At 60.4% G+C, this 14,736-nt stretch carries 15 protein-coding genes; 11 read left to right on the top strand and 4 right to left on the bottom strand.

From position 1 onward, the window contains the following. Positions 1–59 precede the first annotated feature (59 nt). Both BM399_RS12710 and BM399_RS12705 read right to left on the bottom strand, forming a co-directional pair. Complete coding sequence (locus BM399_RS12710) at positions 60–692, bottom strand: pyroglutamyl-peptidase I (RefSeq protein WP_244531214.1); 633 nt, start codon at positions 690–692, stop codon at positions 60–62. Between the two features lie 68 nt (positions 693–760). Next, positions 761–1,177, bottom strand: coding sequence for a DUF983 domain-containing protein (locus tag BM399_RS12705; protein ID WP_092868034.1), 417 nt, complete (start codon positions 1,175–1,177; stop codon positions 761–763). Positions 1,178–1,408: 231 nt separating this feature from the next. On the opposite strand from BM399_RS12705, the gene BM399_RS12700 reads away from it, so the two are divergent. The 4 genes from BM399_RS12700 (at position 1,409) to modC (ending at position 5,236) form a co-directional block, all read left to right on the top strand. Further along, positions 1,409–2,797, top strand: a complete 1,389-nt coding sequence (locus tag BM399_RS12700; RefSeq protein ID WP_092868033.1) for an aminotransferase-like domain-containing protein — start codon at positions 1,409–1,411, stop codon at positions 2,795–2,797. Between the two features lie 207 nt (positions 2,798–3,004). Further along, positions 3,005–3,811, top strand: a complete 807-nt coding sequence (gene modA / locus BM399_RS12695; RefSeq protein WP_092868032.1) for a molybdate ABC transporter substrate-binding protein — start codon at positions 3,005–3,007, stop codon at positions 3,809–3,811. Positions 3,812–3,854: 43 nt separating this feature from the next. After that, entirely contained in the window at positions 3,855–4,553 is a 699-nt protein-coding gene (gene modB / locus BM399_RS12690) for a molybdate ABC transporter permease subunit (protein ID WP_092868031.1), read from the top strand. Beyond that, positions 4,550–5,236, top strand: a complete 687-nt coding sequence (gene modC, locus BM399_RS12685; protein ID WP_092868030.1) for a molybdenum ABC transporter ATP-binding protein — start codon at positions 4,550–4,552, stop codon at positions 5,234–5,236. The genes modB and modC overlap by 4 nt, the downstream gene beginning before the upstream one ends. Before the next feature lie 18 nt (positions 5,237–5,254). Here the strand turns inward: modC and BM399_RS12680 are convergent, their stop codons facing one another. After that, positions 5,255–5,647: a winged helix-turn-helix domain-containing protein gene (locus tag BM399_RS12680; RefSeq protein WP_092868029.1), complete on the bottom strand. Its 393-nt coding sequence runs from the start codon at positions 5,645–5,647 to the stop codon at positions 5,255–5,257. A 423-nt stretch (positions 5,648–6,070) separates the two neighbouring features. Between BM399_RS12680 and BM399_RS12675 the strand changes: the two genes are divergently transcribed. The 7 genes from BM399_RS12675 to qhpR all read left to right on the top strand — a co-directional run bounded on the left by BM399_RS12675 (position 6,071) and on the right by qhpR (position 13,876). After that, positions 6,071–7,177, top strand: coding sequence for an ABC transporter substrate-binding protein (locus BM399_RS12675; RefSeq protein ID WP_244531240.1), 1,107 nt, complete (start codon positions 6,071–6,073; stop codon positions 7,175–7,177). A gap of 56 nt (positions 7,178–7,233) precedes the next feature. Beyond that, positions 7,234–8,244, top strand: a complete 1,011-nt coding sequence (locus tag BM399_RS12670; RefSeq protein ID WP_092868226.1) for an ABC transporter ATP-binding protein — start codon at positions 7,234–7,236, stop codon at positions 8,242–8,244. Next, complete coding sequence (locus tag BM399_RS12665) at positions 8,241–9,179, top strand: ABC transporter permease (protein WP_092868027.1); 939 nt, start codon at positions 8,241–8,243, stop codon at positions 9,177–9,179. Before BM399_RS12670 ends, BM399_RS12665 begins: the two co-directional genes overlap by 4 nt. Then, on the top strand, positions 9,169–9,987 hold the full coding sequence (locus BM399_RS12660) for an ABC transporter permease (RefSeq protein ID WP_092868026.1): 819 nt from the start codon (positions 9,169–9,171) through the stop codon (positions 9,985–9,987). The genes BM399_RS12665 and BM399_RS12660 overlap by 11 nt, the downstream gene beginning before the upstream one ends. 24 nt (positions 9,988–10,011) lie before the next feature. Further along, positions 10,012–11,439, top strand: coding sequence for a gamma-aminobutyraldehyde dehydrogenase (locus BM399_RS12655; protein WP_092868225.1), 1,428 nt, complete (start codon positions 10,012–10,014; stop codon positions 11,437–11,439). A 162-nt stretch (positions 11,440–11,601) separates the two neighbouring features. Next, positions 11,602–12,666: a phosphotransferase enzyme family protein gene (locus tag BM399_RS12650; protein WP_092868224.1), complete on the top strand. Its 1,065-nt coding sequence runs from the start codon at positions 11,602–11,604 to the stop codon at positions 12,664–12,666. A gap of 130 nt (positions 12,667–12,796) precedes the next feature. Next, positions 12,797–13,876 carry an AraC-like transcriptional regulator QhpR gene (gene qhpR, locus BM399_RS12645; protein WP_092868025.1) on the top strand — a complete coding sequence of 360 codons (1,080 nt, stop codon included), beginning with the start codon at positions 12,797–12,799 and terminating at the stop codon, positions 13,874–13,876. Between the two features lie 27 nt (positions 13,877–13,903). Here qhpR and fabG read toward each other — a convergent pair whose 3' ends face one another. After that, positions 13,904–14,683, bottom strand: coding sequence for a 3-oxoacyl-ACP reductase FabG (fabG, locus tag BM399_RS12640; RefSeq protein WP_092868223.1), 780 nt, complete (start codon positions 14,681–14,683; stop codon positions 13,904–13,906). Positions 14,684–14,736: the final 53 nt, after the last annotated feature.

The following is a 14,736-nucleotide window of genomic DNA, read 5'->3' as shown; positions in this document are numbered from 1 at the left end:
TTCCCGTTCCCCGCTTTGCATCGCGCAAAAGCAACGAAATGAGCGAGCCGCGAGAGTCGTTAAACCAGGGTTAACAAAGTCTTCTCTGTAGCCGTATCGAGCGCGATTTTGATGATCTCGAGCGCCGCCGCCGACACGGCCGTCATGTCGAGCGGTGGCTCGGAAAGATCCTGAGGGATATGTACGAATCCCACGCGGTGATCTCCTCGCGCCTCCGCCGCCGCCAGTGAGTGATAGAGGACGGCATTGCAGAGATAGCCGCCGGCGTCGTTCGAAATGGACGAGGGGTAGCCTTTCGCGTTCAACGCCGCAGCGATCGTCGGAGCGGCGATCGACGATCGGCGTACCGCAGGACCATCCTCCGCCAATTGCGCCGCGGCGGGGAGCGTGCCTGCTGCGTCGGGAGCCGCTCGGCAAAAGTTCGCCGCTTCAGTCTCGAGCCGAATGGTCTTTGCCGCTCCGGCGACGCCGAAGTGCAAGGCAAGAAGGGGCCGGTGGCGCTCATGCAAGTTGGCGATGAGTCGGGGCGCTCTGTTCCACTCCGTCGGAAGGACTGCGACGGTGAAGCAAAAGTCTGGAAGAACTCTGCGCGCAGTCCGCGCGAGCTTATGGGCGAGTTCGCCCGAAGCGTTCATCGGAACGCCGGGAAAAGGACCGAACCCGGTCAGCAGTATGGTCGGACGTGGATCCACTCGTCTCGGCATCGGCCGTAATATAGGCGGCCGATGCCATTGACCCAACGGGAAGAGAGCGACCGCAGCTAGGTGCTGGCCTGGCGTTGACGCAGCTGTTCTCGTTTGTCGAAGACGAGACGGCCTTCCTCGGCCTTGTGGAAATATTGGCTATTGACGAGCCAGCCCTTCAATGGCCTGAGCGGCGGAATGCACGTCAGCAGGATGATGGGGAAGCTGGTCAGCAAGTGCATCCAGAATGGAGGCCCGTAGGCGACCTCGAACCAGCAGGCAAACGCCGCACTGGGGATGCACGCAAAGCAGATCACGAAAAACGCAGGACCATCCGCCGGATCGGCGAATGACAAGCTTAGTCCGCAGGCTGGGCATTCCTTCTTGAGCGTCAGAAAGCCGTCGAAGATTTTGCCCTTGCCGCATCGGGGGCAGAGGCCGCGTATCCCCGTCTTCAGCGGAGATAGTTTCGGCCACTTATGTTCCCCGCACATGATGTTTCCTTTCGTTAACTGATGTCTGGGTATTGTATGGCAACTTTGCAGGCGGGAAAAGCATTGTATGCGTCCTGCGCCATAATGGCGATTTTCGCGACATTATAAGGCGATATCAGAGGCTTACGATAAAATATTCCGCTTCACAATCGGACCGGTAGAATATCCCTATCCCTGCATGGCCATACATGTTATTTAATGTATGGATCATCGAAGGAGAACCCTCCAGCTATGTCATCTTGGGAGCCCTGGTTAGCGGCGGGCGGACAGCTCAAATATCGAGGCATCGTCGAAGCCATCGAGATCGACCTGAAGTCGGGACGCATTCAGCCCGGTGACCGGCTGCCGCCGCAGCGAATGATTGCGGAAATCCTCGGTGTCGATCTGACGACCGTCACGCGCGCATTCAACGAGGCGCGGCGCCGGGGCCTCGTCGAGGCAAATGCCGGACGTGGCACCTTCATTCGACGGCGCATAGACGACGGCCGTATGCTGGGCGCCGCCTCAACGCCGGCCGTCGACCTCAGCATGAATATCCCGCCCCAGCCGGCGGCCGCCAACCTCAAGCGCCTCATTCCCGAAACCATCGCCAATCTCCTCTCTGAGGAGGGCGGGATGCTGAACCTTCATTATCAGGAGAGCACGGGCAGCGAGTCCGATCGGGCCGCAGCCGCAGTGTGGCTGAGACAGCGTATTCCCGACGTGAAGCCGGCGTCGATCGTTCTGACCAATGGCGCTCAAAACGCGCTTTTTGCAATCTGCGAATGTCTCGCGTCGCCGGGAGATTCCATTGCTGCAGGTTTTGTAACCTATCCCGGCCTGAAAGCCATCGCCCAGCAGCGCGGGTTCAGGCTCAGGCCATTGGAGATGGACGAGCAGGGCATCGATCCGCAGTCGTTCGAAGCGTGCTGCGCGACTGCGCCGCCAAAACTTCTCTACGTCATACCCGCGATAGACAATCCGACGACGGCGACGTTATCGGAAGAGCGGCGGCACGAAATCGTCGCGATCGCACGCAGGTACAACGTGACGATCATCGAAGATGATCCCTATTCGTCGCTGCAAAGCGATCCGTTGACGCCAATTGCGGCTTTGGCGCCGGACATCACTTGGCACATCGCGACGTTATCGAAATGCGCAAGTCCTGCTTTGCGCATTGCCTATGTGGTTGCGCCAAGCGCGGCTGAGGCGACGCGGCTTGCAGCTGTCATCAGGGCCGTCAACCTCATGGTGCCGCCGTTGAATGCGGCGCTTGCATCGCGTTGGATCGCGACCGGCATCCTGGATGATGTCGCCCTCGCAATCCGCGAAGAAAACATCGCCCGTCAAAAGCTCGCAAAGACGGCGCTCGGCGGCGCGCAGGTTGCTTCGGATAAATGCGCCTCACACATCTGGATGCGCATGCCGCCTCAATGGCGTGCCACCAATTTTGTCGAACATGCAGGTCGCCTGGGAATCTCGGTTGTTCCGGGAGCCGCCTTCGCCATCGGCCCGAAGGAGCCAGAAGCGCTGCGGCTGTCGCTCGGCGTCGCACCCGATCGTGACGCGCTTCTTCATGCCTTGAAGCAGCTTGCAGTCCTCCTGTCTCAGCCCCCAGGCGCGGCGAAGGCAATCGTCTAGCGACGGCAACGCCGGGCCGTCGCCGCTTTAATAGTCATAAAGAACGCTTCTAACGGACGCCGGATCGGGTGCGCCGGGTGCCGGCTGTCATTTCCCGGCAATGTGTCACGCGCGGCAGGCCGCAGACCTTCAAACAGCCCGTTGCAAACGCTCGGGAGCTAGATATCCTGTCGGCTATATCGAAATCAATACGGGGAACTGTCCGCAATGCAGGCAGCGTTGAATTTTTCGCGTCTATCGCTCAAGATTGCTCTAGCTGGAATGATGCTGGTCTCGGCGCTTTTCGTCGAGGCTCAGGCCCAGAAGACAGACACGACCACGGTCACGATCTTTGCGGCGGCCAGCCTCAAGAACGCTTTGGACGGCGCGGCCGCGGCATATGAAAAGAGCACGGGCAATAAAGCCGTAATCTCCTACGCCGCATCGTCCGCGCTTGCGAAACAGATCGAGCAGGGCGCGCCAGCCGACATCTTCGTTTCTGCCGACCTCGATTGGATGGACTACGTTCAAAAGGCGAAGCTCATCAAGGACGATACGCGCAGCAACCTCCTGGGCAATCGGCTCGTTTTGATCGCGCCGCAGTCGAGCACGGTTTCCCTGAAGATCGGCAAGGATTTCCGGCTCGCCGAAGCACTCGGCAACAATCATCTCGCCATGGCGAACGTGAAGTCGGTTCCGGCCGGCAAGTATGGCTCGGCCGCTCTCGAAAAGCTCGGTGTATGGAGCGCAGTCGAACCGAAAGTCGCCCAGGCCGACAACGTGCGTGCAGCGCTTGCGCTCGTAGCGCTGGGTGAGGCGCCGCTCGGCATTGTTTACGAGACCGATGCAACCGCCGAACCCAAAGTTAAGATTGTCGACATCTTCCCCGAAGACACGCACCCGCCGATCATCTATCCGGTTGCCGTTGTCGGCGCGACGAAGAACGGCGATGCGGCCAAGGCTTTCATTGACTATCTGAAGTCTCCCGAAGCGCAGGCATTCTTCACGAAGCAAGGGTTCACGATCGCCAAATAGCGCTGTCGAACCACGGAAAGCGCAGAAACCGAAAGGCGGGTCAGTGTTTGGATTTTCTCCCGATGCGTGGATGGCGATCGAGCTCAGTCTACGCGTCGCCACCGTCGGAACGCTGGTCGGTCTTCCGGTTGCGCTTCTCGCCGCCTACGCGCTGGCGCGCTGGCGCTTTCCAGGCAAGATCATCCTTGACGGTTTTCTGCACCTGCCACTCGTCTTGCCGCCCGTCGTAACGGGATACTTTTTGTTGCTGGCATTCGGCAAGCAAGGTGTGCTCGGAAAGGGAATTTACGACCTCTTCGGCATCACGTTTTCGTTTCGGTGGACAGGCGCAGCACTCGCTTGCGGCGTCATGGGTTTCCCCTTGATGCTGCGAGCGATACGGCTTTCATTCGAAGCGATTGACCGGCGGCTCGAGACGGCCGCCGGTACGCTCGGCGCCAACCCATACTGGACCTTCCTTCTCGTGACGTTGCCGCTGGCTCTTCCCGGCGTTTTGGTCGGCGCAATTCTGTGTTTTGCAAAGGCGTTGGGCGAATTCGGCGCGACGATCACGTTCGTCTCGAACATCCCCGGCGAGACGCAGACGATCCCGTCGGCGATCTACACCTTTACGCAAGTTCCAGGGGGCGAGTCGGAAGCACTTCGGCTATCGTGCGTTTCGATCGTCATCGCCATGGTGGCGCTCATCCTGTCGGAAGTGTTGAACCGCCGCATTCAAAGGCGCATTGCCGTATTCGAATGAAGGAAAAGCAATCACTGCTCAGCGTCCGGGCTTTGCAAAGGCGGCCGGATTTCACCCTCGATGTTGACTTCGAAAGCAACAGCGCGCTGACCGCGCTGTTCGGCCCCTCGGGCTCGGGTAAGACAAGCATTCTCAATTTGATTGCCGGCGTCCAGCGCCCCGCTCGCGGGCGTATCGTCGTTGCGGGTAACGTGTTGACGGATACTGAGGCCGGGATCTTCATCCCGATGCACCGGCGCCGCGTCGGAGTGGTTTTTCAGGACGCGCAACTCTTTCCGCATTTGACGGTCCAGCAGAACATCAAGTTCGGACAATGGTTCACCCGCACGCACGATCAAGGCCTTCCGCTTGAAGTGATCGTCGAAGTTCTCGGCATCGGATCACTGATGAAGCGGCGCCCGGCGACGCTCTCGGGCGGCGAAAGGCATCGCGTTGCGTTGGCGCGGGCCCTGTTATCCTCGCCGCGCATCCTGCTGATGGACGAACCGCTGGCCGCACTCGACGATGCGCGCCGCAGTGAGATCATGAGCCTGATAGAGCGGATCCGTGACGAGCTCGCAGTGCCGATCGTTTACGTCACCCACAATGTCGAAGAAGTGCGCCGCCTCGCATTGCGCGTTGTGCGGATCAACGCCGGGCGTGTCGTCTCCACCGGAACCGCCGCCGAGGTGCTGGGCTCATAATCCGGAATTGGTGCGCGATCATGCGCGTGCGGATTGAGGCGGTTTCTTAGCCGGTTTGGGATCGCTCTTGCTGGGGCGCGCAAGATGCTTCTCGATCGACGCCAGCGGCTTGGCGAAAACGCTGAGTGCCTGAGCCTCCATGTGGCGATACTGTCGAACGAGGTCGGCGCCGAACGGCGTCAGCTTCGCGGCGCCGCCGCCACGGCCGCCATGCTGGCGTTCGATCAGCGGGTCGGCGAACATCGCGCCGAACTCGTCCATCAAATACCAGGCGCGCTTGTAGGACATGCCCATGGCCTTCGCGGCCTGAGCGATGGATCCATGCTCCCCGATCAATTCGAGAAGTTGAATGCGTCCGTGACCGATGTAGCGCTCGCCTTCAAAGTCGATGCGGATCTTGATAGCCGTCATTCGTTCCCGCTCCGCTTTTTCAAAAACCAGTATTGGCGGTCCCTTGCGCCGGGTGCTCTTTCAGGGATGTTTCCGCCTGTCTGCCGGCCGGCATTGGTAAAACCTGCGGTTCAAACCAATCGCGACCGGTGACCAATCTGCTGTTCCCCTTTACGAATTGCGACCGGAAATGCAATCGCCTAGACCCTGTGCTGATCAAACTCTGTGCATCTGGTCCGGCACGCCGCTTGCTCCCGCGCCATTTGACGAACCGATCATGCTTCCCTAGCGTGTCGCCCATTCCTGAACTAACATCAACAAGGTATCCGTGACGGGGCGCGAGGGGTGCATCTCCGAGCCTTCGCCGTGGGGTGGCAATCGGAGGAGTAAGCACACATGATGCCCAGTCGGAAGACACTTGTTGCGGCCGGAGCGCTACTTTTTATGGGCAGCTTCGCCGTCTCGGGCGATCCGCTCAAATCCGTAGGCGAAGGAGAAGGACAGGTCGATATCGTAGCGTGGCCCGGCTACATCGAGCGGGGAGAGTCCGACAAGAATTACGACTGGGTGACGGATTTCGAAAAAGAAACCGGCTGCAAGGTCAACGTCAAGACAGCAGCGACCTCCGATGAGATGGTCACGCTGATGAACCAGGGCGGCTTCGACCTCGTCACCGCATCGGGCGACGCATCGCTGCGACTCGTCGCCGGCAAGAAGGTCCAGCCGATCAACATTCAGCTGATCCCGAGCTGGATGAAGATCGATCCCCGGCTGCAGACTGCGCCGTGGCATACGGTCGATGATGTTCACTACGGCGTTCCCTATCAGTGGGGACCGAACGTGCTCGCCTATAATACGAACGTCTTCAAGGAAGCCCCGAAGAGTTGGTCGGTGGTGTTCGAGGAACAGAACCTTCCCGACGGCAAGAGCAACAAAGGCCGCGTGCAGGCTTATGACGGCCCGATCTACATCGCTGACGCCGCGCTCTACCTCAGCAAGAAGAAGCCGGAGCTCGGCATCAAGAATCCTTACGAGCTGAATAAGGAACAGTACGCCGCCGCCATCGCCTTGCTGCAGGCGCAACGCGCGCTCATCGGCCGCTATTGGCACGATGCGACCGTGCAGGTCGATGACTTCAAGAACGAGGGTGTCGTCGCATCGTCTTCGTGGCCCTATCAGGTGAACCTGCTGCAGGCTGACAAAAAGCCCATCGCCTCGACCATTCCTGAGGAGGGTGCGACCGGTTGGGCCGACACGACGATGATGCACGTCGACGCCAAGCATCCGAACTGCGCGTACAAGTGGCTCGAGCACTCCTTGAACCCGAAGCTCCAGGGCGATCTAGCCTCGTGGTTTGGTTCGGTACCGACGGTTCCGTCCGCCTGCAAGGGCAACGCACTGTTGACGGATACGGGCTGCGAGACGAACGGCTTCGGAAACTTCGACAAAATCTGGTTCTGGCGCACGCCGACGGCAAAGTGCGAGAAGGAAAGCTCTTGCGTGCCCTATTCGCAATGGGCGAAAGACTACATCGCCATTCTCGGCAAGTAATCGACACTCCCTGCGGTCGGCCGCTCATGGCCGGCCGCAGGCATCCGATGAGTTTCATGTCTCCAGCAGTTCGCTTTCAGAATGTATCGCGTCGCTTCGGCTCAGTGCGCGCCGTCGACAACGTGTCTCTCGACATTGAGCCGGGAGAATTCTTCGCCCTTCTCGGTCCATCGGGCTCCGGAAAGACGACGTGCCTCCGCCTGATCGCCGGCTTCGAGCAGCCGGACGAGGGCCACATTGAAATATTCGGCGAGACCGCCGACGGCGTGCCGCCCTACCGTCGCAACGTCAACACCGTGTTTCAGGACTACGCTCTGTTCCCGCACATGACGGTCGGCGAAAACGTCGCCTACGGTCTGATGATCAAGGGCGTTGGCAAAGCCGAGCGAGAAGAGAAAGCAAAAAGCGCGCTCGCGATGGTCAAGCTCGCGGGCTACGAGAGCCGCCGCACGGCGCAGCTTTCGGGCGGTCAGCGCCAGCGCGTTGCGCTCGCCCGGGCCCTGGTCAACGGACCCAAAGTGCTGCTGCTCGACGAGCCGCTCGGCGCGCTCGACCTGAAGCTCCGCGAGCAGATGCAGGAAGAATTGAAATCGCTGCAGACGAGCCTCGGCATAACGTTCGTGTTTGTGACGCACGATCAGGGCGAGGCGCTGTCGATGGCCAACAGGGTCGCAATCTTCAACGAAGGCAAGATCGTCCAGGTCGGCACGCCGTCCGACGTCTACGAACGGCCGACCTCGCGCTTCGTCGCCGATTTCGTCGGCTCTTCGAACGTGCTGTCACCTGAATTTGCAGCCACACACGGCGGCCGCGCCGCGTGGACGAGCCTGAGGCCCGAAAAAATCCAGATCGCGCCTCAAAATGCCCTGGTGCCCGCCGCCTGCGCGCACGCCAAAGGAATAGTCACAGCAATCAGCTATCAAGGTGCGGTTACGCGCATCACGGTCGCGACGGAAAAACTGGCGCTCATCGCGACGACGCCTGCAGGAACGGATGTGCGCAAAGGCGACAGCGTCTCTCTGATCTGGCCGAAGTCCGCGATGGTGGCGATGGGAGAGGGCGCGTGACCGCGGCCGTAGCAGAAAGGCAGAGAGGGATCGGCGGCGCGATCTCGGACCTGTTCTTCGCGCGCCCGCAGCTCGTTACGTTCCTGTTGCTGACGCCGCCGCTGCTCTGGATCGGCGTCGTCTATATCGGCTCGCTGTTCGCGCTTCTGCTCCAGAGCTTCTATTCGCTCGACGATTTCTCGGGCCTCGTCGTTCACGAGTTCACGCTCGCGACCTACGAACAACTTTTCGAAGCGTCCAACGCCCAGATCATTCTGCGCACCGTCACCATGGCGGCCCTCGTGACGGTCGCGAGCGCGATCATCGCTTTCCCGATTGCGTACTATGCAGCGCGATACGCGCGCGGCTGGACGAAGGCTCTCTTCTATCTCGCGGTCATGATGCCGCTCTGGTCGAGCTATCTGGTCAAGGTCTATGCCTGGAAGCTGATCCTCGCCAAGGAAGGGATCATAACCTGGTTCGCGAACGAACTGCATCTCAGGTGGCTGCTTGACGGCATTCTCGCGTTGCCCGTAGTGGGCGGCCCGTCGCTTTCGTTTAGCTATATCGGCACGTTTCTTGTCTTCGTCTATATCTGGCTGCCGTACATGATCCTGCCGACGCAAGCAGCGCTCGAGCGCGTTCCCGCGAACTTCATCGAGGCGTCCGCCGACCTCGGAGCCGATCCCCGCCAGACCTTCCGGACAGTGATCTTTCCGTTGGCGCTTCCCGGCATCGTCGCCGGATCGATCTTCACGTTTTCCCTGACGCTCGGCGACTACATCATCCCGCAGATCGTCGGCAATTCGCGCCTGATGATCGGGCAGGCCGTCTACACGCTTCAGGGAACCGCCGGAAACATCCCGCTCGCCGCGGCCTTCACTGTCGTGCCGATGCTGATCATGGCCATCTATCTCTGGATGGCGAAACGCATGGGGGCGTTCAATGTCCTCTAAAGCCAACCGCTCAACGCCGCTCGGCTTGCGGATCTCGGCAATTGCGGGGCTGCTGTTCCTCCATCTGCCGCTGGCGTTGATCTTCCTCTACGCCTTCACGACCGAGGAAAAGAGCTTCGAGTTCCCGCCGCCCGGCCTCACCACCAAATGGTTCGGGGTCGCCTGGTCATCGCGGCCGGATATCTGGCAGCCACTCTACTTATCGCTGCAGGTCGCGGCGATCGCGACGGTGCTCGCCCTTATTTTCGGGACGCTTGCCGCAGCCGCCCTCTCGCGGGCCCGCTTCTTCGGCCGCGAGACGATCTCGCTTCTCTTCGTGCTGCCGATAGCGCTGCCCGGCATCATCACGGGTATCGCGCTTCGCTCCGCCTTCGACATCATGAGCATACCGTTCTCGGTCTGGACGATCATTCTCGGCCACGCGACGTTCTGCATCGTCGTCGTCTACAACAATGCGGTCGCGCGATTTCGCAGGCTGAATGGAAATCTCGTCGAGGCCTCGATGGACCTTGGCGCCAACTCGTTCCAGACCTTCCGCCACATCATCCTTCCACAAATCGGGACGGCGTTGCTCGCCGGCGGCATGCTCGCGTTTGCGCTCTCATTCGATGAGGTGATCGTCACCACATTCACCGCCGGTCAGCAAACGACTCTGCCGATCTGGATGCTTTCCGAACTTATCCGGCCACGTCAAAGGCCGGTGACGAACGTCGTCGCCGTATTCGTGTTCATCGTAACGCTATTGCCGATCCTCGCAGCCTATTATCTGACGCGAGAAGGCGAACACACCGGCGGCTCTTCAAAGTAACGGACTTAAATGCTGGAGGATAAGATGCTCGACACCAACATGCTGATCGGCTCTGACTTCGTTGCCGGTACGGACGCGCCGGAACCCGTTGTCAATCCGAAGACGGAAGAGATCATCACCAATCTGCCGGACGCGTCTGCCGCCCAGGTCGATGCGGCAGTCAATGCTGCGGACAAGGCGTTTAAAGCTTGGTCGCAAACGACCGTCGGCGAACGCTCGACGTTGCTCTTGAAGCTCGCCGATGCCATCGAGCGTGACGCTGAAGGCTTCGCCACGCTCGAGGCCTTGAATACCGGCAAGCCCCGCATTCGCGTTCTGCAGGATGAAATGCCGGCGATCGTCGATTGCTTCCGCTTCTTCGCAGGCGCCGTTCGCAACATGCACGGCCCCGTCGCCGGCGAATACATGGCCGGCCATACGTCCATGATCCGCCGTGATCCGGTCGGCGTCGTCGGCTCCATCGCACCGTGGAACTATCCGCTGATGATGGCGGCGTGGAAGCTTGCCCCGGCGCTCGCGGGCGGCAACACGATCGTGTTGAAGCCGTCCGAGCAGACGCCTCTGACGCTTCTGAAGCTCGGCAAGATCATCGCCGATATTTTCCCCGAAGGCGTGGTGAACATCGTCGTCGGCAAAGGTTCGACAACAGGCTCCGCGCTGATCAACCATCCGAAGGTCGCGATGGTGTCGCTCACGGGCAGCATCGGCACCGGCCAGAAGGTGCTGCAGGCGGCAGCCACGAACATCAAGCGCACGCATTTGGAATTGGGCGGCAAGGCGCCCGTCATCGTTTTCGACGATGCCGACATAGCATCCGTCGTTGAGGGCGTGAAGATCTTCGGCTTCTACAACGCCGGCCAGGATTGCACCGCGGCGTGCCGCATCTATGCCGGGAAAAAAGTCTACGACAACCTCGTCGCCGATCTTTCGAGCGCGGTGAAGGAACTCAAGTACAACCAGCCCAACGACGACGAGAACGACCTCGGGCCGTTGATCTCGTCGGCTCACAAGGAACGCGTGAAGTCGTTCGTCGACCGGGCAAGTCTGCAAAACCATATCGTTATGGCCACCGGCGGTAAGCCCGCAGCAGGAAAAGGCTTCTTCTTCGAACCGACGGTCGTCGCGGGCGCCACGCAGAACGATGAGATCGTTCGCAAGGAAGTGTTCGGCCCCGTCGTCTCGATCACGCCGTTCGACGATGCCGACGAAGCGATCGCCTGGGCGAACGACAGCGATTATGGGCTCGCGTCTTCGGTTTGGACGTCGGACATCGCCAAGGGCATGAAGGTGGCGTCGCGGCTGCAATACGGCTGCACATGGGTCAACACCCATTTCATGCTCGTCAGCGAGATGCCGCACGGCGGCCTGAAAATGTCGGGCTACGGCAAGGATCTCTCGATGTATGCGCTCGAGGATTACACCGTACCGCGTCACGTGATGGTGAAGCTCTAGTCGCGGTTGCGCAGAGCGCCACCGAGGCACGCGGCCCGCCCTGTCAACTGACACGGCGGCGAGGTCAAGTTCGCTTTCCCGTCGCCCCGTAGTGTTTGCAAAAAAGAGAAGCGGTCGAAAGGCCGCCTCTCAATGAAGCGCACGGGAGTCAAGGCAGTAGGCATGACGGGTACTGATGAGGCGACACACGAAGAGCTGTTGCAGCGATTGCAGATCCTGGCCGAGCGCGCGGTAAGGCGCTACGGCCTTCCGGGCGACTGCACGATCAAGCTCATAAACGTCTCCGAGAATGCAACGTATCGCGTCGATAGCAGCACGGGGCAAAAGTGGGCGCTGCGTGTCCATCGCGAAAAATATCATTCGCGCACTGCGATAGCTTCCGAGCTCGCATGGCTTTCGGCTCTCCGCGAAAATGCCGGCGTCGCCACGCCGACGGCGCTCAGGGGCCTCGACGGCGAATATATCCAGACGGTTGCGGCTGACGGGCTGCCAAACCCGCGCAACGTCGTGCTGTTTCAATGGGAGAATGGCTCTGAGCCGTCGAGCACCGACGTCGCTGGCTTCGAGATGCTCGGCGAAACGGCGGCCCGCATGCACGCCCATGTTCGCAAGTGGCGGCGGCCGGTCTGGTTCGAACGCTTCACCTGGGATTTCGATACCAGCCTCGGCAGTCGTCCTCATTGGGGCTACTGGAAGGACGGAATGGGCATGACGCCGGAGGCGACGGCGGCCATCACCGAAGCCGTCGCGCTGATCGGACGGCGTCTCGAGAACTTCGGCAAATCGCCCGATCGCTTCAATCTCGTGCACGGCGATATGCGTCTCGCCAATCTTCTGATGGACGGCAGCACCGTGAAGGTCATCGATTTCGACGACTGCGGCTTTTCCTGGCTCCTTTACGATTGCGCGACGACGGTCTCGTTCTTCGAGCATATGCCGGAGGTGCCGGATCTGCTCAATGCGTGGGTTCGCGGCTATCGCCGCATAGGCAATTTGAGCGAGGCAGAGGAAAGCGAGATCGCGACGTTCGTCATGCTGCGGAGGCTTCTCCTCGTGGCGTGGATCGGATCGCATTCGGAAACCGAACTCGCGAAATCGATGGGCGTGGAATACACTCAAGGATCGATCGCGCTTTGCGAGCGGTACATCTCACAGTACGGCAGTGCCGCGGGTAAGAACCTTGCTGCACCGCCGAAGAAAGGTTTCCTGAAACGACTTTTGGGCTGAATGCTGCACCGCAATTGTGCAGTTGTTTTTGACGAGTGCCGAATATTTCACCGCGCATGACGGTTGACCCGCGGGCCGCTTCTGCTAGCCTTTTTTCTCTGGAATATTGGCATCTGCTCACCAGGAAACGATGGCACTCGGCATTAGCGACTTCGGAACGAGCGGCGCTGGTACCTCTATGGGCCGAGGGACCGACCCTTCTGTTCTAGCCTCCGCCGCCACCGGGATAGTGAAATTCATCGAGCGCCAGCGCGGCGACGTCGATCGCATTTTCGGCAGCGTCGGTATCTCGCCTGAAATGGCCGGCTCTCCGACTCTGCAGTTGAGCCTCAGCTCATACTGCCGCCTGTTCGAGGAAAGCGCGCGAATAACCCGAAACGATAATTTCGGCTTGTGGTTCGGCAATGCGTTCGATCCGCGAGACCTCGGTCTTTGGGGATATGCCTCGCTCTCCGCTCCCTCGCTCTGCGTCGCTCTCGAAACGCTCGTGGAACTCTTTCCGCTGCACCAGCAGTCTTCGTCGATGGCGCTGAAGACGACGCCCGATGGCCTGGCCCGACTCGAATATCGCATCGACGCGCCGCAAATCGTCGAACGCCGGCAAGACGCGGAACTGTCGCTCGGCATGTTCCTCAATTTCATTCGCGAAGCGATGGGCCAGAGCTGGGCCCCGGAGGAAGTTCATTTCGAGCATCCGAAGCCCGAAGGTTGGCGCGAGCATGAGCGCGCATTCGCGGCACCGGCCTTCTTCTCGCAGCCGACCAATGCGATCGTGTTCCGGCCGCAAATCCTGAAGCAGGTAATGCCGGCTGCCGATCCGCGGCTCATGTGCGCCATGAAACTTTGCCTCGATAGGCTCTCCGAGCGTAGCGATGTGCGCTTCAGCATTACCGATCGCGTTCGCAGCGCCGTGCGCGCGAGACTGCCTGAAGGCTTTCCGCAAATCGAATGCGTGGCCGCCGAGCTGCGGCTTCCGCTCAGCACCATTCAGCGCGAGCTTCATTACGACGGACTGAGCTACAGCACCCTCGTCGAAAGCACGCGCCGCGACTTGGCGCTGTCCTATGTGCGCCAGCGCCAGCTGTCGTTCTCTGAAATAGCCTTCCTCGTCGGCTATTCCGAACTCTCCGCTTTCAGCCGCGCTGTCCGGCGATGGACCGGCCTTTCTCCGCGCGCGCTGCGCGCGGAGGTACTGGACAAGCAAAGCTGATCAGAATTCGCCTCACCTGGCGATGCGTCAGGCCTGCGCCAGCGCATCGGTGCTTTCGGGCAGGATCTGACCGCCGTCAACGATGATCGTCTGTCCGGTAACGTAGGCGGCTTCCTTGGACGCGAAAAACAGCGCCGCGTAACCGATATCCTCGACCTTGCCGAGCTTCTGAAGCGGGATGCAAGCCGCAGCGGACTTCTCGTACTCCGGTCCGAGAGCCGCAAGACCCTCAGTCGCGATATTGCCCGGCAGAACCGCGTTGACCGTAATGCCGTACTTCGCGAACTCCATGCAGGCCGTGCGCATGAAGCCGAGCTGTCCTGCTTTCGTCGCACCGTAGTGCGACCAGCCCGGGAAGGCCGTGATCGGGCCTGTAATCGACGAGGTGATGACGATGCGCCCCTGATCCGATTTCTTCAGATACGGCAGGCAGGCTTTGACCGACAGGAACGTTCCCTTGAGGTTCGTATCGGAAACGAAGTCCCAATCTTCCGGCGACAGTTCCTCGATCTTGGTCTGAGGAAAAATGCCGGCGTTGGCGCACAGGATATCGATGCCGCCGTAAGCCGTGGCAGTCGCTTCTGCGAGAACCTGCAAGTCGCCCATGCTCGTGACGTCGGCGGCGAAACCCATTGCGGTGCCACCGTCCCGGCGCAACTCTTCAGCGGTTGACTCCGCCTCTTTCAGATGCCGCGAGACGACGACGACCTTTGCGCCGCTCTTTGCAAAGACGCGCGCAATACCCTTGCCGATGCCCTTGCTTCCGCCGGTGACGATGACGGACCGGCCTGCGATAGACGTGAACATGGACATAACCTCCTTAGGGGCCGCGTTGTTGGTCTTGTTGAGATCGAGAGTTG

It is taken from the genome of Hyphomicrobium facile, assembly GCF_900116175.1.
GTDB classification, from domain to species: Bacteria; Pseudomonadota; Alphaproteobacteria; order Rhizobiales; family Hyphomicrobiaceae; genus Hyphomicrobium_B; species Hyphomicrobium_B facile.
Note: the sequence above shows the minus strand (reverse complement) of the source record. Positions and strands in the feature narration are given on the sequence as shown.